23 protein-coding genes are annotated in these 24594 nt (G+C 65.2%); 8 read left to right on the top strand and 15 right to left on the bottom strand.

Translation table 11 applies throughout. The annotated features are described in order from the left end of the window. The first annotated feature begins 33 nt into the window (after nucleotides 1-33). Nucleotides 34-492, top strand: a complete 459-nt coding sequence (yhbY, locus tag AC07N6_RS14015) for a ribosome assembly RNA-binding protein YhbY (RefSeq protein ID WP_494782504.1) — start codon at nucleotides 34-36, stop codon at nucleotides 490-492. 146 nt (nucleotides 493-638) lie between these two features. Here yhbY and greA read toward each other — a convergent pair whose 3' ends face one another. The 4 genes from greA to AC07N6_RS13995 form a co-directional block, all read right to left on the bottom strand. Then, a complete protein-coding gene (gene greA / locus AC07N6_RS14010) occupies nucleotides 639-1115 on the bottom strand; it encodes a transcription elongation factor GreA (RefSeq protein WP_494782503.1) in 477 nt (158 codons plus the stop codon). 394 nt (nucleotides 1116-1509) lie between these two features. Further along, entirely contained in the window at nucleotides 1510-4743 is a 3234-nt protein-coding gene (gene carB, locus AC07N6_RS14005) for a carbamoyl-phosphate synthase large subunit (RefSeq protein ID WP_494782502.1), read from the bottom strand. After that, a complete protein-coding gene (carA, locus tag AC07N6_RS14000) occupies nucleotides 4736-5899 on the bottom strand; it encodes a glutamine-hydrolyzing carbamoyl-phosphate synthase small subunit (protein ID WP_494782501.1) in 1164 nt (387 codons plus the stop codon). Before carA ends, carB begins: the two co-directional genes overlap by 8 nt. A 296-nt stretch (nucleotides 5900-6195) precedes the next feature. Further along, the gene (locus tag AC07N6_RS13995) at nucleotides 6196-6603 is read right to left on the bottom strand and encodes a GlcG/HbpS family heme-binding protein (protein ID WP_494782500.1); all 408 of its coding nucleotides are present in this window, start codon (nucleotides 6601-6603) and stop codon (nucleotides 6196-6198) included. Nucleotides 6604-6934: 331 nt separating this feature from the next. Here AC07N6_RS13995 and AC07N6_RS13990 point away from each other — a divergent pair, with 331 nt between their 5' ends. After that, nucleotides 6935-7537, top strand: coding sequence for a C40 family peptidase (locus tag AC07N6_RS13990; RefSeq protein WP_494782499.1), 603 nt, complete (start codon nucleotides 6935-6937; stop codon nucleotides 7535-7537). 118 nt (nucleotides 7538-7655) lie between these two features. Here AC07N6_RS13990 and AC07N6_RS13985 read toward each other — a convergent pair whose 3' ends face one another. Next, nucleotides 7656-8603: a patatin-like phospholipase family protein gene (locus tag AC07N6_RS13985; protein WP_494782498.1), complete on the bottom strand. Its 948-nt coding sequence runs from the start codon at nucleotides 8601-8603 to the stop codon at nucleotides 7656-7658. A gap of 187 nt (nucleotides 8604-8790) precedes the next feature. On the opposite strand from AC07N6_RS13985, the gene AC07N6_RS13980 reads away from it, so the two are divergent. After that, nucleotides 8791-9717, top strand: coding sequence for a ParB N-terminal domain-containing protein (locus AC07N6_RS13980; protein ID WP_494782497.1), 927 nt, complete (start codon nucleotides 8791-8793; stop codon nucleotides 9715-9717). A gap of 18 nt (nucleotides 9718-9735) precedes the next feature. Next, complete coding sequence (locus AC07N6_RS13975; RefSeq protein WP_494782496.1) at nucleotides 9736-10326, top strand: IMPACT family protein; 591 nt, start codon at nucleotides 9736-9738, stop codon at nucleotides 10324-10326. On the opposite strand, the gene AC07N6_RS13970 is transcribed toward AC07N6_RS13975, so the two are convergent. Together AC07N6_RS13970 and AC07N6_RS13965 are read right to left on the bottom strand one after the other, a co-directional pair. After that, on the bottom strand, nucleotides 10266-10436 hold the full coding sequence (locus AC07N6_RS13970) for a hypothetical protein (protein WP_494782495.1): 171 nt from the start codon (nucleotides 10434-10436) through the stop codon (nucleotides 10266-10268). The two genes, AC07N6_RS13975 and AC07N6_RS13970, sit on opposite strands and share 61 nt — an antisense overlap. 28 nt (nucleotides 10437-10464) lie before the next feature. Next, nucleotides 10465-11922, bottom strand: a complete 1458-nt coding sequence (locus tag AC07N6_RS13965; RefSeq protein ID WP_494782494.1) for an MFS transporter — start codon at nucleotides 11920-11922, stop codon at nucleotides 10465-10467. Between the two features lie 129 nt (nucleotides 11923-12051). On the opposite strand from AC07N6_RS13965, the gene AC07N6_RS13960 reads away from it, so the two are divergent. From AC07N6_RS13960 to AC07N6_RS13950, 3 genes are all read left to right on the top strand, one after another. Further along, entirely contained in the window at nucleotides 12052-12735 is a 684-nt protein-coding gene (locus AC07N6_RS13960) for a helix-turn-helix transcriptional regulator (RefSeq protein WP_494782493.1), read from the top strand. Between the two features lie 49 nt (nucleotides 12736-12784). Continuing rightward, nucleotides 12785-13228, top strand: coding sequence for an Rrf2 family transcriptional regulator (locus AC07N6_RS13955; RefSeq protein ID WP_494782492.1), 444 nt, complete (start codon nucleotides 12785-12787; stop codon nucleotides 13226-13228). A gap of 131 nt (nucleotides 13229-13359) precedes the next feature. After that, nucleotides 13360-14256, top strand: coding sequence for an NAD(P)/FAD-dependent oxidoreductase (locus AC07N6_RS13950; RefSeq protein WP_494782491.1), 897 nt, complete (start codon nucleotides 13360-13362; stop codon nucleotides 14254-14256). 104 nt (nucleotides 14257-14360) lie between these two features. Here the strand turns inward: AC07N6_RS13950 and AC07N6_RS13945 are convergent, their stop codons facing one another. The 8 genes from AC07N6_RS13945 to AC07N6_RS13910 all read right to left on the bottom strand — a co-directional run bounded on the left by AC07N6_RS13945 (nucleotide 14361) and on the right by AC07N6_RS13910 (nucleotide 23387). After that, nucleotides 14361-14990 carry a YitT family protein gene (locus AC07N6_RS13945; RefSeq protein ID WP_494782490.1) on the bottom strand — a complete coding sequence of 210 codons (630 nt, stop codon included), beginning with the start codon at nucleotides 14988-14990 and terminating at the stop codon, nucleotides 14361-14363. Continuing rightward, a complete protein-coding gene (locus AC07N6_RS13940; protein WP_494782489.1) occupies nucleotides 14983-16173 on the bottom strand; it encodes an amino acid aminotransferase in 1191 nt (396 codons plus the stop codon). The genes AC07N6_RS13945 and AC07N6_RS13940 overlap by 8 nt, the downstream gene beginning before the upstream one ends. A 121-nt stretch (nucleotides 16174-16294) precedes the next feature. Further along, nucleotides 16295-17002 (bottom strand): transcriptional regulator NanR, encoded by a 708-nt coding sequence (locus AC07N6_RS13935; protein ID WP_494782488.1) that lies wholly within the window; start codon nucleotides 17000-17002, stop codon nucleotides 16295-16297. 98 nt (nucleotides 17003-17100) lie between these two features. Further along, nucleotides 17101-18486, bottom strand: a complete 1386-nt coding sequence (gene oiaK / locus AC07N6_RS13930; protein WP_494782487.1) for a 3-oxo-isoapionate kinase OiaK — start codon at nucleotides 18484-18486, stop codon at nucleotides 17101-17103. Beyond that, nucleotides 18483-19727: a ribulose-bisphosphate carboxylase large subunit family protein gene (locus AC07N6_RS13925; protein ID WP_494782486.1), complete on the bottom strand. Its 1245-nt coding sequence runs from the start codon at nucleotides 19725-19727 to the stop codon at nucleotides 18483-18485. Before AC07N6_RS13925 ends, oiaK begins: the two co-directional genes overlap by 4 nt. Before the next feature lie 92 nt (nucleotides 19728-19819). Next, nucleotides 19820-20650 (bottom strand): phosphogluconate dehydrogenase C-terminal domain-containing protein, encoded by an 831-nt coding sequence (locus AC07N6_RS13920; protein WP_494782485.1) that lies wholly within the window; start codon nucleotides 20648-20650, stop codon nucleotides 19820-19822. Nucleotides 20651-20705: 55 nt separating this feature from the next. Beyond that, a complete protein-coding gene (locus tag AC07N6_RS13915) occupies nucleotides 20706-22043 on the bottom strand; it encodes an MFS transporter (protein WP_494782484.1) in 1338 nt (445 codons plus the stop codon). 378 nt (nucleotides 22044-22421) lie between these two features. Next, on the bottom strand, nucleotides 22422-23387 hold the full coding sequence (locus tag AC07N6_RS13910; RefSeq protein ID WP_494782483.1) for a LysR family transcriptional regulator: 966 nt from the start codon (nucleotides 23385-23387) through the stop codon (nucleotides 22422-22424). Nucleotides 23388-23550: 163 nt separating this feature from the next. Here AC07N6_RS13910 and AC07N6_RS13905 point away from each other — a divergent pair, with 163 nt between their 5' ends. Then, nucleotides 23551-24471: a dihydrodipicolinate synthase family protein gene (locus AC07N6_RS13905; protein ID WP_141917281.1), complete on the top strand. Its 921-nt coding sequence runs from the start codon at nucleotides 23551-23553 to the stop codon at nucleotides 24469-24471. Nucleotides 24472-24594 lie beyond the last annotated feature (123 nt).

Here is a 24594-nt window from a genome sequence, read left to right as displayed (position 1 = left end):
CGCCGCCCGGCGCGGTTCCGCCATCGCATTCCCATGTTGAAACTTACCCCCGCCGAGCGCAGCGAACTGCGCGCCCAGGCCCATGCCTTGAATCCGGTCGTGATCGTCGGCGAAAGCGGCCTGTCCGACTCCGTGCTGAAGGAAATCGACAAGAGCCTCGACTCCCACGGCCTGATCAAGGTCCGCGTGTTCGGCGACGACCGCGAGGCCCGCATTGCCATCTACGAAACCGTCTGCGAACAGCTCAAGGCGGCGCCGGTCCAGCATATCGGCAAGCTGCTGGTGCTCTATCGCCCCAAGAAGGAAGACGAGAAAAAGAAGCCGGCCGGCAGCAAGGGCGGCCTGCGCGAGGTCACCATCGTCAAGACGCATACGACCAAGCGCCCCACCGTCAACAAGATCATGCTCAAGGGCAATGAACGCGTCACCGCCGGCGGCAACGTACGCAAGGCCAAACCGCGCCAGCGCAGCACCAAGAAGCCGCTGGGCTGAACATGCCCGCTTTCCGGGATAACCGGGAAAACGGAAACCGCCGAAAAACAGAATGCCCGCAGATTGCGGGCATTTTCATTGCTGCAACTACTGCCTGGAGTCGGGGATACCGCCGCGGCATGAGCCAGCGGCGGCACCCGCCTTCATCAGACGTAGCGCACTTCCAGGATTTCATACTCCTTCACGCCGGACGGCGCTTCCACCGCCACCACGTCGCCGGCGCTCTTGCCAATCAATGCGCGCGCGATGGGCGAGGTCACGGAAACCTTGGCTTCCTTGATATCGGCTTCGTCCAGGCCCACGATCTGGTAGGTCACCTTCTCGCCGCTGTCCAGGTTTTCCAGGTCCACGGTGGACGCGAACACCACGCGGCCTTCCGCGCTCAGCTCGGTGGGATCGACGACCTGGGCCGAACCCAGCTTGCCTTCCAGGTCGGCAATGCGGCCTTCGATGAACGCCTGGCGTTCCTTGGCCGATTCATATTCGGCATTTTCCGACAGGTCGCCCTGCGCGCGCGCTTCGGCGATCGCATTGATGACCTCCGGACGATCTTTGGATTTCAAACGTTGCAGCTCTTCTTTCAGGAGTTCTGCACCACGCTTGGTCATGGGAACTGTGCTCATAAGTCTCTTACTCAAGGTTATGGAATTGAGGAAAACGCCGACGGCGCCCACCGTAACAGACTGAAAACGCAAAAAGAAAACACCGTCGCCGACAGGGCAACTGGTCGAGGTCTTTTCATGGGAACAATCTTTACCGGTGAACGAAACGCCGCTGCAGATGTTCCGTCAGCTCGTCTCCAACACGTGCGTCCGACTCAGAGCCGCTAACAAAATCCCACTGGCCGCGCTGCGGTGGCAGGATTTTGTTAGCGGCCCCTGGACGGCGCTGCCCTGCAACATTGAACATGTTGTGGCCGCAGGGAGTCGTCCTAAAAGTCAGAGAGGGCATCGATTGCTCAGATGCCCTCTGCGCTTGCCGACCCTGATTCAGCCGGCAAAGTAACGTGTTGTGGGTTTAGTGTATAGCTTTATGCAGGCCTTGTAAATCGTAGACATCCAGCGCGTCCAGATGGCGCATGCCCTCCACCGCGGCTTCGGCGCCGGCGATGGTGGTGAAGGTGGTCACGCGCGCGGCCAGGGCCGAGGTACGGATCGCTCCGGAGTCGGCAATCGCATTGCGCTTTTCCTCAACGGTGTTCACCACCAGGGCGATCTCGTTGTTCTTCACCATGTCGACGATGTGCGGACGGCCTTCGACCACCTTGTTGACGGTCGTCACCGGAATGCCGGCGGCGCTGATGGCGGCCGCAGTGCCCTTGGTCGCCACCACCGAGAAGCCCAGTGCGACCAGGTCGCGCGCCACTTGCACGGCGCGCGGCTTGTCGCTGCCCTTCACCGACAGGAACACCTTGCCCGAGGTCGGCAGCTTCACGCCCGCCCCCATCTGCGACTTCACGAAGGCTTCGCCGAAGGTCTTGCCCACGCCCATGACTTCGCCGGTCGACTTCATTTCAGGGCCGAGGATGGTGTCCACGCCCGGGAACTTGACGAACGGGAACACGGCCTCCTTGACGCTGAAATAAGGCGGCACCACTTCGTTCTTGATGCCCTGGCTGTCCAGCGACTGGCCGACCATGCAGCGCGCCGCGATCTTGGCCAGTTGCAGGCCGGTAGCCTTGGACACGAACGGCACGGTACGCGAGGCGCGCGGGTTCACTTCCAGCACGAACACGGTGTCGACCGTCTTGCCGTCGACTTCGGCCTGCTGGATCGCGAACTGCACGTTCATCAGGCCGACCACGTTCAGGCCCTTGGCCATCAGCGCGGTCTGGCGCTTCAATTCGTCGATGGTGTCTTTCGACAGCGAGTACGGCGGCAGCGAGCAGGCCGAGTCGCCCGAGTGCACGCCGGCCTGTTCGATGTGTTCCATCACGCCGCCGATGAAGGTGCGCTCGCCGTCGGACAGGCAGTCCACGTCGACTTCGATGGCGTCGTTCAGGAAGCGGTCCAGCAGCACCGGCGAGTCGTGCGAGACCTTGACGGCCTCACGCATGTAGCGCTCCAGGTCGCGCTGCTCGTGCACGATTTCCATCGCGCGGCCGCCCAGGACGTAGGACGGGCGCACCACCAGCGGATAGCCGATTTCCTGCGCCAGGCGCAGTGCGTCGGCTTCGGTGCGGGCGGTGCGGTTGGGCGGCTGGCGCAGGCCCAGGTCTTGCAACAGCTTCTGGAAGCGCTCGCGGTCTTCGGCCGCATCGATCATGTCGGGCGAGGTGCCGACGATGGGCACGCCGTTGGCTTCCAGGTCCAGCGCCAGCTTCAACGGGGTCTGGCCGCCGTACTGCACGATCACGCCGACCGGCTTTTCCTTGTCGACGATTTCCAGCACGTCTTCCAGCGTCACCGGCTCGAAGTACAGGCGGTCGGAAGTGTCGTAGTCGGTGGAGACGGTTTCCGGGTTGCAGTTGACCATGATGGTTTCGTAGCCGTCATCGCGCATCGCCAGCGCCGCGTGCACGCAGCAGTAATCGAACTCGATGCCCTGGCCGATGCGGTTCGGACCGCCGCCCAGCACCATGATCTTCTTCTTGTCGGTGGGATTGGACTCGCACTCTTCGTCGTAGGTCGAATACATGTAGGCGGTGTCGGTCGAGAACTCGCCGGCGCAGGTATCGACGCGCTTGAACACCGGACGCACGCCCAGCTTCTTGCGCAGCTCGCGCACCACGGTGTCGGTCGTCTTCAACAGCTTGGCCAGGCGCCTGTCGGAGAAGCCCTTCTGCTTCAGCTGGAACAGGGTGGCCTTGTCCAGCGATTCCAGCGCCACGTCCTTTTCCAGCCACAGTTCGATGTCGACGATCTCCTTGATCTGCGACAGGAACCACGGGTCGATGTGGGTCAGGCCATGCACTTCTTCCAGCGAGAAGCCTTGCGCGAAGGCGTCGCCCACGTACCAGATGCGGTCCGGGCCGGGCTCGCCCAGCTCTTCCTCGATGGTCTCGCGGTCGGTGGTCTTTTCGTTCATGCCGTCGACGCCGACTTCCAGGCCGCGCAAGGCTTTCTGGAACGACTCCTGGAAGGTGCGGCCGATGGCCATCACTTCGCCCACCGACTTCATCTGGGTGGTCAGGTGCTTGTCGGCCTGCGGGAATTTTTCAAACGTGAAGCGCGGGATCTTGGTCACGACGTAGTCGATCGACGGCTCGAACGAAGCCGGGGTCGCGCCGCCGGTGATTTCGTTGCGCAGTTCGTCCAGCGTGAAGCCGACCGCCAGCTTGGCGGCGATCTTGGCGATCGGGAAGCCGGTCGCCTTGGAAGCCAGCGCCGACGAACGCGACACGCGCGGGTTCATTTCGATGACGATCATGCGGCCGTCAGCCGGGTTCACCGAGAACTGCACGTTGGAGCCGCCGGTGTCCACGCCGATCTCGCGCAGCACCGCCAGCGAGGCGTTACGCATGATCTGGTATTCCTTGTCGGTCAGCGTCTGCGCCGGCGCCACGGTGATCGAGTCGCCGGTGTGCACGCCCATCGGGTCGAGGTTTTCGATCGAGCACACGATGATGCAGTTGTCGGCCTTGTCGCGCACGACTTCCATCTCGTATTCCTTCCAGCCGATCAGCGATTCTTCAATCAGCAGTTCGGAGGTCGGCGAGGCTTCCAGGCCGCGCCTGCAGATGGTCTCGAATTCTTCGGCGTTGTAGGCTATGCCGCCGCCGGTGCCGCCCATGGTGAAGGACGGACGGATGATGACCGGGAAGCCCAACTCCCGCTGCACCGCCCACGATTCTTCCATCGTGTGCGATACGCCCGAGCGCGCCGAACCCAGACCGATCTTGGTCATGGCGTCCTTGAACTTGGAACGGTCTTCAGCCTTGTCGATGGCTTCCGGCGTGGCGCCGATCAACTCGACCTGATACTTGTCGAGTACGCCGTGGCGGTGCAGGTCGAGCGCGCAGTTCAGCGCGGTCTGGCCGCCCATGGTCGGCAGGATCGCATCCGGCTTTTCCTTGGCGATGATGCGTTCCACCGCTTGCCAGGTGATCGGCTCGATGTAGGTGGCGTCGGCCATTTCCGGGTCGGTCATGATGGTGGCCGGGTTGCTGTTGACCAGGATGACCTTGAAACCTTCTTCACGCAGGGCCTTGCAGGCCTGTGCGCCGGAATAGTCGAATTCGCAGGCCTGGCCGATGATGATCGGGCCGGCGCCAATGATCAGGATGCTTTTAATGTCGTTACGCTTAGGCATTTTGTTTCTTCTCCATCATCGCCACGAATTTGTCGAACAGCGGGGCGATGTCATGCGGTCCAGGGGATGCTTCGGGGTGGCCCTGGAAGCAGAAAGCAGGCTTGTCGGTGCGCTCGAAACCTTGCAGCGAGCCGTCGAACAGCGAGACGTGGGTGACGCGGCAATTGGCCGGCAGGGTCGCCTGGTCCACGGCGAAACCGTGGTTCTGCGAAGTGATCATCACCTGCTTGCTGTCGAGGTCTTGCACCGGGTGGTTGGCGCCGTGGTGGCCGAACTTCATCTTCAGCGTCTTGGCGCCGGAAGCCAGCGCCATGATCTGGTGGCCCAGGCAAATGCCGAAGGTCGGGATGCCGCGCTCGATCAGTTCCCTGGACGCGGCGATCGCGTAATCGCAAGGTTCCGGGTCGCCGGGGCCGTTGGACAGGAAGATGCCGTCCGGATTCAGGGCCAGCGCCTCGGCGGCAGTCGCCTGCGCCGGCAGCACGGTGACCTTGCAGCCGCGCTGGGCCAGCATGCGCAGGATATTGAACTTGACGCCGTAGTCGAACGCAACCACATGGAATTTCGGGGTGATCTGCTGGCCGTAGCCGCGGCCCAGTTGCCACTCGGTCTCGGTCCAGTTGTAGGCCTTCTGGGTCGACACCACCTTGGCCAGGTCCATGCCGGCCAGGCCCGGGAAGGCGCGCGCCAGTTCCAGCGCTTTCGCGGTGGCGGCTTCGATATTGGCCTCGCCGGCGACGATGGCGCCGTTCTGGGCGCCCTTCTCGCGCAGGATGCGGGTCAGCTTGCGGGTGTCGATGCCGGCGATGGCAACGATGTTGCCTTCCTGCAGATAGTCGGACAGCGATTGCTGGGTGCGGAAGTTGGACACCAGGCGCGGCAGATCCTTGATGATCAGGCCGGCGGCGTGGATTTGCGACGCTTCGACGTCTTCGCGGTTGACGCCGGTATTGCCGATGTGGGGGTAAGTCAGGGTGACGATCTGGCGGCTATAGCTGGGGTCGGTCAGGATTTCCTGGTAACCGGTCATGGCCGTGTTGAACACCACTTCGCCAGTGGTATTGCCCGCGGCGCCGATGGAAAATCCTTGAAAGACAGACCCGTCTGCGAGCGCGAGGATTGCCGGAATCGCGGAACCGGAAAGAAGAGGCAGCAAGGGTAACTCCTGAGATTGTTACCGTCGCTGCTGGATGACCGGAAGACCTTGCGCACCAAACCGACCGGCGCAAAGACCCCGACTCATTCGGTTCGGGTGCTTGTTGGCCTGCTGGAACGAGGTGGAGGATGGGTATGCGCTACGACGGAATTTAAATTAGCTAAACCGCATAATTATAGCGCAAGAGACTCCCTCCGGCAAATCCAGGATCGCCGAAAGTTACCGCAAGATGCGTCCAAATGAACGCAAATAGCGGGGTTCGCCGGCCAGGCGCGGCCTGCCGGCGAGGAACGGAATTACAGCGCCAGGGCGGCGATGCCGGCCTTGGCGATCTGCACGTCTTCCGACGACTTCACGCCCGACACGCCCACGGCGCCGACGTAATGGCCATCGACCACGACCGGCAAGCCGCCTTCCAGCAGCGCATCCAGCTCGGGCGCCGACAGGAAGGAGAAGCGGCCGTTGTTGATCATGTCTTCATAGATCTTGGTTTCGCGGCGACCCAGCGCGGCGGTGCGCGCCTTGCCCGGGGCGATGTGCGCGGAGATCGGGGCGGCGCCGTCCAGGCGTTGCAGCCACAGCAGATGGCCGCCATCGTCGACGATGGAAATCGTCACGGCCCAGTTGTTGGCCTTCGCTTCGGCTTCCGCGCCGGCGGCGATCTTCTTGACATCGTCCAGCGTCAGGAATGGTTTGGTTTGCATGTTGGCTCCGGTGTGCTGAAAAAAATTGAACGGTGATTGTACGGCGAGAAAGATGTTTTGACATCAGGCCTGAACAAACTCTTCAGTAAGCGTTTTTCATGCAAGCCGCCGGGGACCAGCAACCTGATACCGGCCGTAAATCGTTTAGCGCAAAAAAGAAATTACTAACAATATCCGCCCCTTGCATGAAAAATGCTTGCCGATGGGAAGCAGAAAAATCCCGGCCAGGCCCTAGAAATAATGCAATTATTGCAAGCTGGCATGAAATTAGCTTTTGACACGCTATAAGAATTCACTTACAGTCCCGCAATCCTACTTCCAGAGGATCCTGATGACTTTACGCCGATCTGTCCGATTCCGACGCCAAACCGTGCGAGCGTGCGTGCTCGCGGCCGGACTCTGGATCAGCGCATCGGCTGGCGCCGCCGACCTCTCCCTGGCGGCCCAGGATCTTCCCCCTCCCCAGGCACAAACCCCGCAAGCCCTGCAGCAGATCAGCAAGACCAATCTTGCCATCGCCCGCCTGCAAGCCATCACCGACCGCGCATCCGAACTGGCAACCCAGGCCCTGGCCATGCTGGGCATCAACTACCGTTACGGCGGCAATTCGCCCGATACCGGCCTGGATTGCAGCGGACTGGTGCGCTACGTCTTCAAGGAAGCATGGGGCACCGACCTGCCGCGCACCTCGGCTGAAATCAGCCGCGTCGGCGAAAAGATCGGCAAGGACAACCTGCAGCCCGGCGACCTGGTGTTCTACAACACCTTGCGCCGCAGCTTCTCCCACGTCGGCATCTACCTGGGCGATGGCAAGTTCATCCACTCGCCCTCCAGCGGCGGCCAGGTTCGCATCGAGAGCATGGACGAGTCCTACTGGAAGAAACGTTTCAGCGGCGCGCGCCGGATCGCCACGGACGACAGCGATACCCAATAAGCACCATCCAGCGTCATCCGGCACCATTCTGATGCATTGCATGCGACAAAGCCGCCTTCTGGCGGCTTTGTCTTTTCCGGCGCTGATGCTGCTGATGCTGACGTTGCCTTGACCCCGCTCAATTCCCCGCCAGCAACTTCAGCTTGCGCTTGATCTCCGGCATGGCCGCCATCGCCGCCTGCTCGCCGGCCAGGATGGCCACGTTGCGGCTGGCGAAGTCGCTGCCCTTCATGGCGCCCAGGCTGGGCTGCAGCACGATGTCGGCGTTCTTCAATTCATACTGGTTGATGGTTTGCCCCATGATGGCGAACGTCTGCAGCAGCACGTCCAGCGAACTGGCCGACGCCTGCCCCTCGGGCTGCGCCGAGATGTTGACCGCGATCACGAAGTCGGCCCCCATCTGCCGCGCGAAGCGCACCGGCACCGGCGCCACCAGGCCGCCGTCCACATAATAGCGGTCGCCGATCTTGACCGACTGGAACACCCCCGGCACCGCCGACGACGCCCGCACCGCGATACCGGCATTGCCGCGCTGGAACAGGATCGGCTGGCCGCTCTTCAGGTCGGTCGCCACCGCGCCGAATGGGATCTTGAATTGCTCGATGGGCAAGTTGTTCAGGGCCTTGTTGACGTAGTTCTGCACGCCCTCGCCCTTGAGCACGCCGGCGACCTTGGCGAAGAACGGCACCGACCAGTCGGAAATGGTGGCCTCGTCCATCTGCAGCGCCAGCTTCTGCAGCGCGAAACCGTCATTACCGGCCGCATACAGCGCGCCCACCAGGCTGCCGGCGCTGGTGCCGGCGACGATATCGGCGTCGATGCCCTGCGACTCCAGCGCCTTGATCACGCCGATATGGGCGAAGCCGCGCGCGGCGCCGCCGCCCAGGGCCAGGCCGATGCGGATTTTCTTCGGCGCCGTCGCGGCCGGCGGCGCCGGCGTGGCGGCGGCCGATTCGGCCGGCTTGGCGTCGGAAGAGCCGGGCAGCCAGGTGGTCGTGCCGCAGGCGGCCAGCAACAGGGAAGATGTCAGGACGGCGAGGGTCGCCAGGTGTGAAGCGATACGCATGGAGAGAAATAGTAACCAGGAGAAACCAGCAGCCATACACAAGTCGCCACGATGGCGGCCGCGCCCGCTGACGACGCCGCGTCATTTTACTTGAAGCCACTTGCAACGGCCGCGCCCGCCCGCTGGTGTAGAATGCGCCGCCCGGTTCCGAATCCGGCTCCGCCATGCAAACGATAGAACGAAGTCCATGAATATCGTCATCAACGAAGAACTGCAAAAGTACATCGATCCCCTCACCCCCAACGAATACGCCGCGCTTGAGCGCAGCATCCTGGCCGAAGGCTGCCGCGACGCGCTGGTGCTGTGGGGCGAGGTGCTGATCGACGGCCACAACCGCTACGAGATCTGCCGCAAGTACGAACTCGAATTCAAGACCGTGCAGAACGACAGCTTCAAGTCGCTGGAAGACGTGCTGCTGTGGATGATCGACAACCAGCTGGGCCGCCGCAGCGTCTCCGATTTCCAGCGCGGCATGCTGGCGCTGCGCAAGCGCGACATCCTCGCCACCCGCATCAAGGCCGACGCCAAGCCGTCCAAGGCCGCCGCTGACGCCGCCGACGCCGATAATGCCGCTGCCGAACCCAACACATCCGGCGGCGCCAACGCCGCGCCGGCCGATGGCGGCGATCCGCCATGGGACACCTCGTCCGATGGCGCCGCGCCGATCAAGACACGCGAAGACATCGCCCGCGCCGCCGGCATTAGCAGCGCCACCATCGGCCAGATCGACCGCATCCGCAAGACTGCCGCGCCGGAACTGGTGCAGGCGGTGCGCAGCGGCGCCATCTCCATCAACGCCGCCGCCGCGGTGGCTTCGCTGCCCAGCGATGTCCAGGTCAACGCGGTAGCCGGCGGCAAGAAGGAACTGCGCGAAGCCGCCAAGAAAGTGCGCGAACAAAAGGCCGCCACCCGCACGCCGCGCGCGCCCAAGGCAAACGATGGCGAAGGTGAAGGCGCAGGCAGCGCGGTGGCCGTCGTGGAAGGCATGGAAAACGAAGTCACCGCCGCGCTGCGCCGCGAAATCGGCGCGCTGCAGGCGCGCGTGACCCGATTGACGCAAGAGAACCAGGGCCTGCAGGCCGAACTGGCGCTGCTCAAGGGCAGCGGCGCCTGAGTCGCGCATCCGCCCGCCATGCCCACCTTCACCATCGCCGCGCGCGCCGAGATCGAACTGGATATCCGCAAGAGCCGCTTCATCGGCATCGTCATGCCGGTGGCCGGCCGTGAGGCCGCGATACAGGAAGTCGAACGCATGCGCGACGCCCACCGCGGCGCCACGCATGTGTGCTGGGCGCTGATGGCCGGCGGCCATTCCGGCATGTCGGACGATGGCGAACCCTCGGGCACCGCCGGGCGGCCGATGCTGGAAGTGCTGCGCCATCATGAACTCGATGGCGTGCTGGCGATGGTGGTGCGCTACTACGGCGGCATCAAACTGGGCGCGGGCGGCCTGGTGCGGGCCTACACCGAAGCGATCGCCACCGCGCTCAAGCACGCCGAACGCATCGAACGAGTGCTGCAAGCCGAGCTCGACATCGGCGTCAGCTATGCCGCCGAACCGCAGCTGCGCCACTGGCTGGCGCAACACAACTACGCATTGCTGGACAGCCGCCACGACACGCTGGCCCACTTGCGGCTGCGCCTGCCGGCGGCCGAGCTCGATCAGGCCGAAGAGGCGATTCGCCGCATCGCTTCGAACGCCTCGATCAAACGCATCATCTGATCCATGCGTTGGCGGTCGCCCGGCAGCGGCCGGCGCGACCACAACAAGTCGAACTCGGCCAGCAACAGGTAATACCCGATCTCATCCAGTTCGGCAGGCGTCGCCATCATCGCCCTCCTCCTTATTGCGCCAGTAGCTTCAATGCGCGCGCGTCAGGCGCCGGGCCAGTTGCACCGCCAGCGCCGGCGCCAGCGCGAATACCGCAAACAGCACCGCCGCCGCATCCTGCGCGCCGGCCACGCCGCCCGGCACGGTAAGACCGGCTTCGTTGGCCGTCAGGCCGACCAGCGCCGCCCCCATCGCCATGGCGTACAACTGCACGGTGGTCACGGCCGACGACGTCAGGTTCTCTTCGCCCGGCTTGGCCGCATGCAATGCGCGCGCGATCAGGTGCGGCCAGCCCAGTCCGATCCCCATGCCGGCCGCGGCCAACGCCAGCACGATACTGGCATCGGCAGCCAGGCTCGCCGCCAGCAGCCGGCCCGGCAACAACAGCGCCAGCGCCATCAGGCCCAGCGCCATCAGCAGCGGGCCGATACGCACCATGCGGTCGGCCGCCGCGCCGCTGCGTCCCGAACTGGCGAGCGAACCGATGCTCCAGCCTCCCGCCATGGCGGCCGTCATGTAACCGGCCGCCAGCGGCTGGTAGCCATGCAGCATCTGCAAGAAATACGGCACGAAGATTTCGGTGCAACTGCCGATCACCAGCAGCGACACGCAGGCAAACACTTTTCCCATTTCTGAGGAAAGCGCATAGCCGCTGCGCGGCAACAAGCTGATGCGATGGCGCAAATCGATGCGCATCACCAGCAAGCCCAGCAAGGCGCCGCCGGCAACGCAGGCCGCGGCTTTCCATCCGGCATCGGCCTGCGCGGCCAGCGCCACCAACAGCACCGAAGCCGCCAGCAGCAGGATACGGCCCAAGGGCATGGCGTTGTCCTGCGTGTTATCCATCTTGACTGAACGCGGCCCCAGTTGCGCCGTCACCAGGATGGCCTGCAACAGCAGCAACGGCATCAGCGCCCAGAACGCCAGGCGCCAATGGCCGCTGGCGGCGAACAGCCCGCCCACCGCCGGCCCCAGCAAGGTGGAAATGCCCCACATGCCCGACACCAGTGCGATCGCGCGCGACCACAGGCGCTGCTCGAACACCAGGGGAATCAGCGCATACCCCAGCGCCGCCAGCAGGCCGCCGCCGATGCCTTGCACCGCGCGCCCGGCCAGCATCCACGTCATGCTGCCGGCGGCGGCGCACACCAGCGCGCCGGCGCCGAACACCGCCAGCCCCAGCAGGTAGGTGCGGCGCGCGCCCAGGGTCGAGAGCAGTTTGCCGGTCAGGGTGGAACCGATGATGGAAGCCGCCACGAACAGGGTCACGTTCCAGGCGTAGTAATCGAGGCCGCCGATGTCGCGCACCACCGACGGCAGGATGGTGGTGACGATGTGCACATTGATCGCATGCAGCGCCACGCCGCCGGTCAGCGCTACCGCGCGCGGCGCGTTGCGGGCGTTGAGCAGTTCGCCCCAGGACGCGATGCGTCCGGCGAGTTCGGAGGGCTGCAATGCCGCTTCGGTGGAAGAGCTGTTGGTCGTCATATCATGTCTTTCATCTCTGGCTGCGGCCGGTGGCCGGGGCGCCTGCATGGCCGGTTCGACAATTCCCCGAAGCAGGCATAATATGCAAGCAGTTATTTGGATATTTAGACCGAATCTTAGAATGTTCCCATGGATTTAACAAGTAAACACTTGGAAAATAAATTGTCCGCCGCGACGGACCAGGCCGGGCCGTCCACCCCCGAGCGCATCCTGTTCCGCCTCAAGACGCGCGGCCCCGCCTCCACCGCCGAGCTGGGACGCGAGCTTGGCATGACGGCCGAGGCCGCGCGCCAGCAAGTCCAGAAACTGGTGGCCGAAGGCTTGATCGCCGGCCACCAGGAACATGCCGCGCCGCGCGCCGGCCGCCCGCGCCAGAACTGGGACCTGACCGCCGCCGGCCATGCGCGCTTTCCCGATTCGCACGCGCAACTCACGGTGCAACTGATCGGCTCGATCCGCCAGCTGTTCGGCGAACAAGGCCTGGACCAGCTGATCGGCCAGCGCGAACAGGAAATGCGCGCCGATTACCAGCGCCACTGCGCCGGCATCGCGGCGCTGCCGAAGCGGCTGGAAAAGCTGGCCGAGATCCGCAGCGCCGAGGGCTACATGGCGCGCATCGAGAAGCAGGGGAAAGATTGGCTGCTGGTGGAAGACCACTGCCCCATCTGCGCCGCCGCGCAAAGCTGCCAGGGGTTTTGCCGCTCGGAACTGCAGCTGTTCCGTGAAGTGGTGGGAGACGAAGCCAGCGTCACGCGCGAAGAGCACCTGCCGGCGGGCGGGCGACGCTGTGTCTACCGCATCGCACGCGCCTGAATTTTTCTTATCGTTGACATCGCGCATTTCACGTAATAATATTAGTTACATGAAACGCAGCGACCGCCTCTCCATTGCCTTGCACATCCTGTTGCACATGGGCCAACGTCCCGGCACCGCGATGACCTCGGAACAGATCGCCGGTTGGGTCGACACCAATCCCGTTGTCATCCGCCGCACCTTCGCCGGGCTGCGCGAGGCCGGCATTGTCACGTCCACCAAAGGCCATGGCGGCGGCTGGTCGCTCGCGCGGCCGATGGCGCAGATCAGCCTGCAGCAGGTCCAGCAAGCACTCGGTGAACGCCTGATCACGCTGGGCGCACGCGAAGAATCCCCCGGCTGCCTGGTCGAGATCGCCGTCAATCGCGCACTCGACGATGCCCTGGACGAAGCCAACCGCCTGCTCGACCAACGCCTGGCCGGCATCACGCTGGCCGACCTGGCGCGCGACATCGGCCCGCACTTCAAGCTGGGCCAGCCGCCGCCGCATTAACGTTCGCCAGGAACCGCCCTTCCCTGCCGACATCTTTACGCGCCTTGCATCGCAAGGCGTGCGGGGCAGCTCATGCCCGCATCCGCGCAAAGCCGCCGGCGTTCCATGCATCCTCCATGAAAGGAAATTCCATGCAATACGATGTCATCATCGTCGGCGCCAGTTTCGCTGGCGCCTCGGCCGCCATGCAGCTGGCGCGCGCACGCCGCAACGTCCTCATGGTCGACGCCGGCCAGCCGCGCAACCGCTTCGCAGAAGCCTCGCACGGCTTCCTTGGCCAGGACGGCGTCGCCCCGCATGAGATCATGGCGATCGCCATAGAGCAGTTGCTCGCCTATCCGACTTTCGCGCTGGCAATGGCGCAGGCAGAGCACGCCACTGCCGACGACCATGGCGTTGCCGTGACACTGGACGACGGCAGGCGTTTCAGCGCACGCCGCCTGCTCCTCGCCACCGGCGTGCGCGACGAGCTGCCCGCCATCCCCGGCCTGCAGGAACGCTGGGGGCAGACCGCCATCCACTGTCCGTACTGCCACGGCTACGAAGTGCGCGACCGCAAACTGGGCGTGATCGCCACCACCCCGCTGTCGGCCCATCAGGGACTGATGCTGCCGGACTGGGGGCCGACCACCTATTTCACGCAAGGCCAGTTCGAACCGGAAGAGCAGGAGTTGAAGCAGATGGCCAAGCGCGGCGTGACGATAGAACGCACACCGGTCATCGCGGTGCTCGGCACTGCTCCCGACATCGCAGCCCTGCGCCTGGCCGATGGCCGCACGGTGGAGATCGGCGCGGTATTCGTCGGCCCGCGCGTGCACATGGCCAGCCCGCTAGCGATGCAACTGGGCTGCGCCTTCGAACAAGGGCCGATGGGGCCTTATATCCGCACCGACGAATTGCGCCAGACCTCGGTGAAGCACGTCTTCGCCGCCGGCGATGCCGCCGCAGCCTTCCACAACGCCACCATGGCGTCGGCCTCGGGCGTCATGGCGGGAGTCAGCGCGCATCGCTCGCTGGTGATGGAATGAAATGAAAAAAGAGCACCACACGGGTGCTCTTCGATACATCGGCCTCTGCCGGTCGCCGTCGTCCCGGTTTCCGCCTGGACGACGGCGGAGCCGGTACCGCCGCCTTACATGCCCATGTAGCGACCGGGACGATGGTTCAGCGCGATCACCAGGTTGGCCGCCACCGCGCCCGCGATCGACGCCAGCAGCACCGTCGGCGTGACCACGAACAGCGACGCCAGCACGATCACCACATCCACGCCCATCTGCAGCTTGCCCGCGCGCAGGCCGTAGCGGTCCTGCAGGAACAGCGTCACCACATTGATGCCGCCCAGGCTGGCGCCATGGCGAAACAGCATCACGAAACCGGTGCCCATCAGCAAGCCGCCGAGGATGGCGCAATAGAACAGGTTGAGCTTCTCATATGCGATGAACTGCGGATGCAACAGCGAAAAGCCCGACACCAGCGCCACCGCGCAAAACGTCTTGCCCATGAAACGCAGGCCCATGCGGCGGAAGGCGAAGTAGTAGAACGGAATGTTGATGGTGAAGAACACCACCCCGAACGGCCACCCCGTCAGGTAATGCACCAGGAAGGCCAACCCGGCGGTGCTGCCGGTGAGCAGGCCCACATGGCTGTACATGTTCACCCCCAGCGAGACGAACAGGGTGCCGATCACCAGCGCCAGCGCATCCTCATAACCCTTGTGGCGCACATCGGCCGGCGCCGCCGGCTTGGCGAGCGCCTCAGCCACGCAGCACCTCGGCCATCGCTTCGGCCACGCGCGCCACGTTGCCGTCGTTCAGGCCGGCCACGCAGATGCGGCCGCTGGCCACGGCGTACACGCCGAACTCGTCGCGCAGGCGCTCGACCTGGGCGGCGCTCAGCCCGGTGTAGCCGAACATGCCGTTCTGGCGCAGCAGGAAACCGAAATCGCGGTCGGGCACGGCAGCCTTCAGTTGGTCACTCAGCTTGACGCGCATGTCGCGCACGCGCACACGCATCTGTTCCACCTCGGCTTGCCATTGCGTGCGCAGTGAGGCGTCCGACAGCACGCGCGCCACGATCAGCGCGCCATGCATCGGCGGGCTGGAGTAGTTGCGGCGCACGGTCAGCTTCAACTGGCCCAGCACATTGGCGGCCTGGTCCGGATGCGGACAGAACACCGACAGCGCCCCCACGCGTTCGCCATACAACGAGAAGATCTTGGAGAACGAATTGCTGAGGAAGAAGGCGATACCACGGCGCACGCATTCGCGCACCGCCCACACGTCTTCCTCCAGGCTCGCGGCGAAACCCTGGTAAGCCAGGTCGAAGAACGGCAGCAGGCCGCGCTGCTCGACCGTGTCGATGATCCGCACCCATTGCTCGCGCAGCGGGTCGACCCCGGTGGGGTTGTGGCAGCACGGGTGCAGCAGCACCACCGCGCCCCTGGGCAACGCATCCAGCGTGGCCAGCATGGCGTCGAAGGCCAGGCCATGGGTCTTGCCATCGTAATAGGGATAACGCTCGGTCTTGAAGCCGGCGCCTTCGAAAATGCCGATATGGTTGTCCCAGGTCGGATCGGGAATCCAGATGGTCGGCTGCGGGAAGAAGCGCGTGATCAGGTCGGCGCCCACCTTGAGCGCGCCGGAGCCGCCCAGGGTCTGCACCACGGCCAGGTGTTCCGGCGCCGGCTGTTCGGCGCCGAACAGCAGTTGCGCCACCGCCTGGCGGTAGCCGGCATGCCCTTCCATCGGCAGGTAGGTATAAGGTGTGGCGACCCCGGCCAGGGCCTGGTCGACGCCGCGCACCGAAGGCAGCACCGGCACGGCGCCGTGGCCGTCGGCGTAGATGCCGATGCCGAGGTTGACCTTGCCGGGGCGCTCATCGCGCAGGTACTGCTCCATCAGGCTCAGGATGGGGTCGCCGGCATAGGCGGGAAGATGGGAAAACATGACAACCTCTCGAAAACAAAACAGGAAACCCGGAAATCGGCGCACCAGCGCATCGGCGCCGGCAACCCGTCATGTTAACGCGGCGCCCCCGGGCCTGCACAGGAGAATCCGGCGCCGGCGGCTATTGCTGGCCCAGCGCCCGGTACAGTTCGTTGGCGCGCGTCAGGTGGGCGCGCATCGCCTCGGCGGCGGCATCGCCGTCATGCGCGGCAATGGCGTCGACGATGCGCTGGTGTTCGGCCAGCGTCAGTTCCTCGGCGCCCGGCGCGCGCACCAGCGTGGTGTAGAACTCGCTGGCCCAGCGGAACATCGATTCGACGATGGAAGGGAAGATGGGGTTGCCGCTGATGTCGGCGATCTCGCGGTGGAAGGCCATGTCGCGCTCGATGAACTCTTCCAGGTTGACCATCGAGGCGCGGTGCTCCGCGATCGCCTGGCGCAGGCGCGCCACCTGCTCCTCAGTGGCGCGCTCGGCGGCCATGCGGGCGGTGCTGGTTTCCAGGAACACGCGCGCTTCCTTCATGTGCCGCAACATGTCGGGCTTGGTGCGCAGCAGGTGCTGGGCGCCGGCGGCGATCTGGGCGATCAGGCGCTCGGCGGTCGGGTCGACCACGCGCGCGCGCTCGCCATGGGCGATCTCGACGAAGCCGGAGCGTTCCATCGCCTGCAATGCCTCGCGCACGGCGGGGCGGCCCACGCCGTACTGTTCCATCAGTTCGCGTTCGGACGGCAATTGCGAATCCGGCGGAAACTCGCCGGCATGGATACGGCCCATCAGGCGTTCCAGCACTTCCTGGTATAACTTGCGTCGCTGTATCGGTTCCGGCATGGGAGAAGCTGTCTCTGACTTTTAGGCATCGTTGGACGCGAACTCTACCACAATCCCAGTCCCCGCCTGACTTTGCGCCGGTTTTGCTGCGCCCGGCATCAAGCCGCGGCACGCCCTTCCAGCACATCGCCAAAGAAGCTTTTGGCGCCGATCTGCCCGCCCTTCAATACCAGTTCCAGCCCGTCGCGGCGCGCATTGTCCGACCATGCGCGGCACAACGGTGCGCCCGGCGCCAAGCCGGCGCGCACCGACAGCGCGGCGATGTCGAGCGCGCCGGCCACCTCGCCCGAGCTGTCGCCGCCAGCGATGGCGATGCGCTGCACGTCATTGGCATCCAGGATGCGCCGCATCGTCTCGGCCAGCGCCACGCCGACAGCGCGGGCGGCATCGGCGCGGGCCATGCCGGCCGCGCGGGCAATGGCGTCGAAATCGGTGACCGACGGATCGTCCGGCCCTTCGGCGGAAAACACCAAGGGGCTGTGGCCGGAAGCAATTGCCGCACCGGCGCGCGCGACCAGGCGCGCCAACTCCGTCTCGCGCGTGCCTTCGGCCAGCACCGCCGGCAAGTCCATGCGCTCGACGGCAAAACCATGCGCGCGCGCCCAAGCGATCTGGCCGGCCGTTACCGGCGAACAGCTGCCGCTGACGGCGGCGATCACCGGCACCGGGCCGGCCTGCGGCAACGAAGGCTGGTCCGCAATCCAGCCGCGCGCGCGCCAGTAGGCCGCCAGCGCATATTGCAAGCCCGAAGAGGAAGCGCTGAACACGCCCGCGCCCTTGCCTTCCCACACCAGTCGGCCGGCTTCGCGCAGGGTTTCCTCATCCAGCACATCCACCAGCACCACCGGCTTGTCCTTGCCGCGCAAGGCAGGCAGGCATGCGTGCGCAACCGAGGCGCCGTCGCGCAACTGCACCATGTCCACCAGTTCGATGCGGCGCCCGGTCTGCTTGCCCAGATGGCGGCGCAGGTCGGCCTCATCCATCGGCGTGACGGGGTGGCGCGACATGGTGGGATGGCGATCCAGCCGGTGGCCGACGCCATCGACCGCGGCGAACAGGTTGCCGAACATCTGGTAGCGCTTCAGGCGCGGCGCGCCCACCACCATCGGCGACCAGTCGCCCGGCATGGCGCGCACGCCGAGGTCGATGGCGCGGCCGATGGAGCCGGTCGCAGGCGCAGAGTCGAACGTGGAGCACACCTTGTATTGCAGCAGCGGCGGCTGCAACGCCGCCAGTACATCGAATGCCGGCGGCAAGTGTTCTTCCATCCATTGCGGCGAGCGCCCGCGCGAGGAACCGGCGATGCCGATGCAGCGCGCATCGGGAAAGCGCGCCAGCATGGCCCGGTCCGGCGTGCGCAAAAACAGCACGGTGGACAGGCCGGCGGCCGTCATCACTTCCATCGCATCGGTGGAGCCGGTGAAATCGTCGCCGTAGTAGGCCAGCAGCAAACCCGGCGGCAATGCGTTGCCTTGCGTTGTCATTTCCAGAATCCCAGCGCGGCCTGCAAGGCCGGGTTGCCCTTGGCGTGCTGCGCCAGCGGCACGCCTTCCATCGCCGCCACCCAGGCCTCGCGCAGCGCTTCGACGCCGGCCGACACGCCTTGCGGGTGGCCGAAGATACCGCCGCCGGCGGTATGGATCAGGTCGGCGCAGCCGATCGCAGCATAGGTGTCGGCCGCTTGCAGGCCGGTCTGGCCGGAGCTGAATACCGGCATGGTGGAAACCATGCCGGCGCCCTCGATCACCGGCGCCAGCACCGAGCGCGCGGCGGCGATGACGCTGTCGTCCGGTTCGCTGAACTTGTTGCGCAGGCCATTGACGTGCATGTGGTCGGCGCCGGCCAGCCGCCATAGCTGCTGCCAGGGCGCGTAGTCCCAGCCCAGTTGCGGGCAACGCGTGAGGTAACCCCAACCGGCGCGGTGCGCATGGATCGGCAGTTGCGCATGGCGGCGCAGCTCCTGCAGACCGACCAGGCCGATGGCGTTCAGGCTGGCCATCACGCAAGTGCCGCCGGCGGCCAGCACCAGGTCGTGGCGGCGGCGCATCTGGTCGAGGTCGCCAGTGAGGTTGAAGGCCACCATGACCTTCTTGCCGGTGCGTTCGGCGTGTTCGTTGATGACGCGCATGACGGCGCGCACGCGTTCGTCGAACGGGCAGCGACCGCCATCGGCTTGCAGCTCGTCGTCCTTGATGAAATCGATGCCGCCGGCCACCAGCTCGCGCACCTGCTGCACCGTCTCGTCCACGGACAGGCCGATGCTGGGCTTGATGATGGTGCCGATCAGCGGGCCATGCGCGATGCCGGACAGCTTGCGCGTGCCCTCGATGCCGAAGGCCGGCCCCGGGTAAGCGTCGGCGAAGGCCTTGGGCAGTTTCAGCCCGGTCAGGCGCAGGCCCGACACCTGGCGCAGCTCGAACAGGTTGCCGGCGATGGTGGCCATCAGGTTGGGCAAGGAGGCGCCGGTGTTTTCCAGCGGCCACGACAGTTCCAGTTCGCATTGCGTGTAGCGCTCGGCGCGCATGCCGCCCGGCAGGCTGGGCTCCTTGCTGTGGCCGAGGATGTCCAGCCGTTCGACACGGGCGCCGGAGCGCTCCTTCAGTTCCGGCGTTTCGGTGGCCAGGGCGACGAAGGTGCCGCTCGATTGCTCGCCGGCGATGACCTCGGCGGCGCGCGCGGGGTCGTCGCCGGTTTCCAGCCAGTAGCTGGCGTAGATGCGTTCCATGCGTTGTCTCTCGTATTCGTTCTTCATGCGCTGCGACGGGCCGCCATCATGTGGTGCGGTCGGTGCGGTTGGTGCGGGCGGCCCGGGCGCGCTCAGGTGATGCGGCGGATGCTCTCCGCGATTTCCTCATGCTCGAACACCTTGAGCCAGTCGTCGCGCAGCAGGCGCGGCAAGCCGTTCTGGATGGCCTTGTTGCAGGCATCCGAGAAGGCGCCCGGGATTTCCTTGAAGATTACCGCGCCCAGAATGTTCATGTGGCCCAGCAGGAAGTCGCGCGCGGCTTCTTCCGGCACGCCGCGGCGCACGGTCTCGTCCATGGCCTGCTTCATCGCGTAGAGCAGCGTGGCGCACACGGTTTCCGACAGGCCCGGCTCCAGGATCGCCATCTGCTCCACGGTCAGGCGATAGCTGCGCAGGATCGGCTGGTAGATCACCTTGGCCACGTCCTCGCCGAGGTCGAAGGCCGACTCCGGGCCTTGCATCAGCGCGCTGGTGATCGACTGCCTGGCCGCACCGCCGCCGAAGAAATCGCGCCGGCCTTCGGGCGTGGTCTCGTCGTTGAAGATCGGCGGATGGCAAGGGTGCGCGACAAAATAGACCAGGTCCGGACGCTCCGGCAGGTGGCCGGCGAAGGGCGCGGCCGCATCCAGCGTCATCACCATCACGCCGGCGCGCAGCTTGGGCGAGATCTCGGCGGCGACCTTGCCGATCAGGGTATCGGGCACCGCCAGGATGACCACGTCGACATTGTCCAGCGCGGCATCGATGCCCACGCAGTCGATGCCGGCCTCATCCTTGAGGCGCTTCTGCCCGACCTCGCTCACTTCCACGTGGGCGACCTGGTAGTCCGACTTCTTGAGGTTCTTGGCCAGGCGCACGCCCATCTTGCCGCCGGCGCCGAACAAGGCGATTTTTTCTTTCATGATGACTCTCCGTTCAAAACTGCATCTCTGCACAAATGATTCGACAACAATCGTTTTATTCCGCAATGGCCCGGCCTTGCAGCTCGGGGATGTCTTCCCGCGCGCCGGCGCCGATGGCGAAGATCACCACCGCCGACAGCAGCATCAGCGCCCCCACCACGAACATCGGCGCCTGGTAGGAGCCGGTCGCATCCTTGATGGCGCCGGTGATGAAAGGCGCCATGAAACCGGCGGCGTTGCCCACGGTATTGATCAGCGCGATGCCGGCAGCGGCCGCCGCGCCCGACAGGAAGCGCGCCGGGATCGACCAGAAGGTCGGCAGCGCCGAGAAGATGGCGCAGGCCGTCACGGTGATGGCCAGCACGGTAGCGGCCGGGGTCTGCATGTACAGCGCGGCCGGGATGCTGACCGCGCCCAGCAGCGCCGGCAGGCCGACGTGCCAGCTGCGCACGCCGCGGCGGGTGGCGTCACGGCTCCACAGGAACAGCGCGATGGCGGCCGGCAGATACGGGATCGCCGTGATCAGGCCCTTCTGGAACACATTGAATTTGGCGCCGAACTGGGTTTCGAAACCGCCGATGATGGTGGGCAGGAAGAAGGCCAAGGCATACAGGCCGTAGATCAATCCGAAGTAGACCAGCGACAACATCCATACGCGGCCGTTCTTCAGCGCCGCCGTGGCGTGCGGCACATGCCGCGATTGCTTGCTGCCCTGCTCGGCCTGCAGCGCGGCGGTGAGCCATTTGCGCTCGGCTTCGTTGAGCCACTTGGCGTCGGCCGGCTTGTCGGCCAGGTAGAACCAGGCGATCACACCCACCACGATGGCCGGCAAGGCGACGCCGGCGAACATCACGCGCCAGCCTTCCAGGCCGAACAGGCCATGCGCCTCGATCAGCAGCGCCGCCACCGGCGCGCCGATGACGATGGTCAGCGGCTGCGCCAGGTAGAACAGTGCCAGGATGTGGCTGCGGTGCCGCGCCGGCACCCACAGGCTCAGGTACAGGATGGCGCCGGGGAAGAAACCGGCCTCGGCCACCCCCAGCAGGAAACGCAGCGCGTACAGCCCCTCCACACTGCTGACCCAGGTAAACAGCAGGGCCACGATGCCCCAGGTGACCATGATGCGCGCCAGCCAGCGGCGCGCGCCGTACTTGTGCAGGGCCAGGTTGCTGGGGATTTCCAGCAGCACGTAGCCGATGAAGAACACGCCGGCGGCGAAACCGAACTGGGCCGCGGTCAGCGCCAGGTCGCGGGTCATGCCGTTGGGACCGGCGAACGAGATCGCGGTGCGGTCGAGGAAATTGATGAAGAACATCAGGCCGACGAAAGGCACGAGCCTCATCGCGACCTTGCGGATGGCCGATTTCTCGACCGCGCTGGCGGTGGTTTGCATATTGTCTCCTGGCTGGTTGCGAGGCTATTGCCCTTCAACAACAACCTCTCTTGTTGTGTGTGCGCCAGGATCTGCGGGGGCTGCGAACGCCTGTGCTCGCCTGGCTGCCGTCTTTTGCTGGTTCTGCGGTTTTGCTGGTTGCTGCTGCTTGATGCCTGGTATCGCCGCGCTGTGCGCTGTTATGGCCAGTTAGCGCGCCTTTCCCTTACAAAAGGCGTGTTTTCACAACTGGTATCATCACTATACCAGTTTACTTTTTCAGCGATCGATTAATTTTTTGCAAGCGAAAGATGAACGCGGGCGACGATGCCGGATGGCAACCGGCTTCGGGCCCGCGTTCAGGTGAAGGAAGAAATGTGGAAGGGATGAGGCGGAAGATCAGGCTGCGGCCGGCTTGCGTCCGCTCCCCTGCTCCAGCAGCAACTGCACGAAGGAGCGCGCCGCCGGCGACAGCTCGCCGCCCTTGCGCGTGACGATGCCGATGGTCTGCGACATCGACTTCAGCGCCACCGGCAGGATGCGCAGCACGCCGCTGTCGACGAACATGCCGGCCACGCTGGTGGGCAGGATGGCGACCGTGTCGCTGGCCTGGCGCAGCACCGCCACCGTCACGAAGGTGGACGCCGTGGCAATGGCGCCGGCCGGCAAATCCAGCCCGGCCAGGTCGAACTCGCGTTCCAGCACCGCCCGCAACGGCATGTGGCTGGGATAGGTGACCCAGCGGTAGCCCCGCAGGTCGGCCAGGTTGACCGACTTGCTGCGCAGGCGCGGATGCTCGCTCGACACCACCACCGACAATGGCTCGTCCGACAACGGCTGGTAGTGGTACTTGCCGGGGTTGTCCGACACGCTGGAACGCCCCAGCAGCAGGTCGATGTGGCCATCGTCGAGCAAGCCCAGCATGTGCACGCTGGTGTCTTCGATGATGTCGATGGACAGCTCCGGATGGCTCTTGTGCAACGCATTGACGGCCGGCACCACCAGCTCCGGCACCGCCCCCATCACGGCGCCGATGGCCAGCCGGCCGCCGCGCCCGGAGCGGATCTGCGCCATCTCCTCGCACAGGGCGCCCAGGTCGGTCGCCATCAGGCGCGCGTAGCGGATCACGCAATGGCCGAACTGGTTGGGGATCAGCCCGCTTCGGGTGCGCTCGAACAATTGCGCCTCCAGCACCGCCTCCAGCTCGGCCAGCGACTTGCTGGCGGCCGACTGCGTCATGGCCAGCGCATTGGAGGCCTTGTGCAGGGATTTATGGTCGTCCAGCGCGATCAGCAACTGAAGCTGCTTCATGCGCAGGCGCGACAGGAGGCTGTTGAGGCTCTGCTGGCTGGAGGCGGGTTTCATGAGATGGGCGGCGCAATAGATGGAGCAAAAGCAGGTGAGTCGCAAAAGCGATCACATGATGGAAAGTCTTCACTATACAGCCCCAGCCGCCGGACGTATATTCATCGCCATCCGGAGCACAGGCATCCGGCCAGCCCCATTCCAAACACAAGCGGAGACACTGATGAGCACCCCTATCTACCGCGGCGTATTCCCCGTCGCCCCGACCATTTTCGACCAGAACGGCAAGCTCGACCTGGAAGGCCAGAAGCGCGCCATCGATTTCATGATCGACGCCGGTTCCAATGGCCTGTGCATCCTGGCCAACTTCTCGGAGCAGTTCGTGCTGTCCGACGAGGAACGCACCCAGGTGCAAAACACCGTGCTGGAACATGTGGCCGGCCGCGTGCCGGTGATCGTCACCACCACCCACTACGGCAGCCAGATCTGCGCCGAGCGCAGCCGCGCCGCGCAGGATGCCGGCGCCGCCATGGTGATGGTGATGCCGCCGTACCACGGCGCCACTTTCCGCGTCTCGGAAAAGCAGACCTACGAATTCTATGAACGCGTCTCCGCCGCCATCGACATCCCGATCATGATCCAGGATGCGCCGGTGGCCGGCACGCCACTGTCGGCGCCGTTCCTGGCGAAGATGGCCAAGGAAATCGAAAACGTCTCCTACTTCAAGATCGAGACCGCCGGCGCCGCCTCCAAGCTGCGCGACCTGATCGAACTGGGCGGCGACGCCATCGTCGGCCCGTGGGACGGCGAGGAAGCCATCACCCTGATCCCCGACCTCGACGCCGGCGCCACCGGCGCCATGACCGGCGGCGGTTATCCGGACGGCATCCGCAAGATCACCGACGCCTACTTCGCCGGCGACACCGAGAAGGCCGCCGAGCTGTACATGCACTGGCTGCCGCTGATCAACTACGAAAACCGCCAATGCGGCCTGGCCGCCTGCAAGGCGCTGATGCTCGAAGGCGGCGTGATCAAGTCCGACATGCTGCGCCATCCGCAGCCGCCGATGCACCCGAAGGTGCGCGAAGGCCTGCTGCGCGTGGCGCGCCGCTTGAATCCGCTGGTGCTGACCTGGGGCAAGTAAGAAGTAAGGTAACGAGTAACGAGAAAACGGGAGCGAGGCTCCCGTTTTTTTATCCGCCCGGCGCCGCCGATGACAGCACGGCGCGTTACGGTGAACTATGTCATCCTGCCGCTTTGCGCTTGC

The sequence above is a fragment of the Herbaspirillum sp. GW821-FHT09A12 genome, from assembly GCF_059418325.1.
This window is presented reverse-complemented; position numbering and strand designations above follow the sequence as displayed.

Excerpts from the sequence above, each read along its gene's own strand:
- yhbY (WP_494782504.1), top strand. The coding sequence starts at position 34 with ATGTTGAAACTTACCCCCGCCGAGCGCAGCGAACTGCGCGCCCAGGCC.
- greA (WP_494782503.1), bottom strand. The coding sequence starts at position 1,115 with ATGAGCACAGTTCCCATGACCAAGCGTGGTGCAGAACTCCTGAAAGAA.
- carB (WP_494782502.1), bottom strand. The coding sequence starts at position 4,743 with ATGCCTAAGCGTAACGACATTAAAAGCATCCTGATCATTGGCGCCGGC.
- AC07N6_RS13995 (WP_494782500.1), bottom strand. The coding sequence starts at position 6,603 with ATGCAAACCAAACCATTCCTGACGCTGGACGATGTCAAGAAGATCGCC.
- AC07N6_RS13990 (WP_494782499.1), top strand. The coding sequence starts at position 6,935 with ATGACTTTACGCCGATCTGTCCGATTCCGACGCCAAACCGTGCGAGCG.
- AC07N6_RS13985 (WP_494782498.1), bottom strand. The coding sequence starts at position 8,603 with ATGCGTATCGCTTCACACCTGGCGACCCTCGCCGTCCTGACATCTTCC.
- AC07N6_RS13980 (WP_494782497.1), top strand. The coding sequence starts at position 8,791 with ATGAATATCGTCATCAACGAAGAACTGCAAAAGTACATCGATCCCCTC.
- AC07N6_RS13975 (WP_494782496.1), top strand. The coding sequence starts at position 9,736 with ATGCCCACCTTCACCATCGCCGCGCGCGCCGAGATCGAACTGGATATC.
- AC07N6_RS13970 (WP_494782495.1), bottom strand. The coding sequence starts at position 10,436 with ATGATGGCGACGCCTGCCGAACTGGATGAGATCGGGTATTACCTGTTG.
- AC07N6_RS13965 (WP_494782494.1), bottom strand. The coding sequence starts at position 11,922 with ATGACGACCAACAGCTCTTCCACCGAAGCGGCATTGCAGCCCTCCGAA.
- AC07N6_RS13960 (WP_494782493.1), top strand. The coding sequence starts at position 12,052 with ATGGATTTAACAAGTAAACACTTGGAAAATAAATTGTCCGCCGCGACG.
- AC07N6_RS13955 (WP_494782492.1), top strand. The coding sequence starts at position 12,785 with ATGAAACGCAGCGACCGCCTCTCCATTGCCTTGCACATCCTGTTGCAC.
- AC07N6_RS13950 (WP_494782491.1), top strand. The coding sequence starts at position 13,360 with ATGCAATACGATGTCATCATCGTCGGCGCCAGTTTCGCTGGCGCCTCG.
- AC07N6_RS13940 (WP_494782489.1), bottom strand. The coding sequence starts at position 16,173 with ATGTTTTCCCATCTTCCCGCCTATGCCGGCGACCCCATCCTGAGCCTG.
- AC07N6_RS13935 (WP_494782488.1), bottom strand. The coding sequence starts at position 17,002 with ATGCCGGAACCGATACAGCGACGCAAGTTATACCAGGAAGTGCTGGAA.
- oiaK (WP_494782487.1), bottom strand. The coding sequence starts at position 18,486 with ATGACAACGCAAGGCAACGCATTGCCGCCGGGTTTGCTGCTGGCCTAC.
- AC07N6_RS13925 (WP_494782486.1), bottom strand. The coding sequence starts at position 19,727 with ATGGAACGCATCTACGCCAGCTACTGGCTGGAAACCGGCGACGACCCC.
- AC07N6_RS13920 (WP_494782485.1), bottom strand. The coding sequence starts at position 20,650 with ATGAAAGAAAAAATCGCCTTGTTCGGCGCCGGCGGCAAGATGGGCGTG.
- AC07N6_RS13915 (WP_494782484.1), bottom strand. The coding sequence starts at position 22,043 with ATGCAAACCACCGCCAGCGCGGTCGAGAAATCGGCCATCCGCAAGGTC.
- AC07N6_RS13910 (WP_494782483.1), bottom strand. The coding sequence starts at position 23,387 with ATGAAACCCGCCTCCAGCCAGCAGAGCCTCAACAGCCTCCTGTCGCGC.
- AC07N6_RS13905 (WP_141917281.1), top strand. The coding sequence starts at position 23,551 with ATGAGCACCCCTATCTACCGCGGCGTATTCCCCGTCGCCCCGACCATT.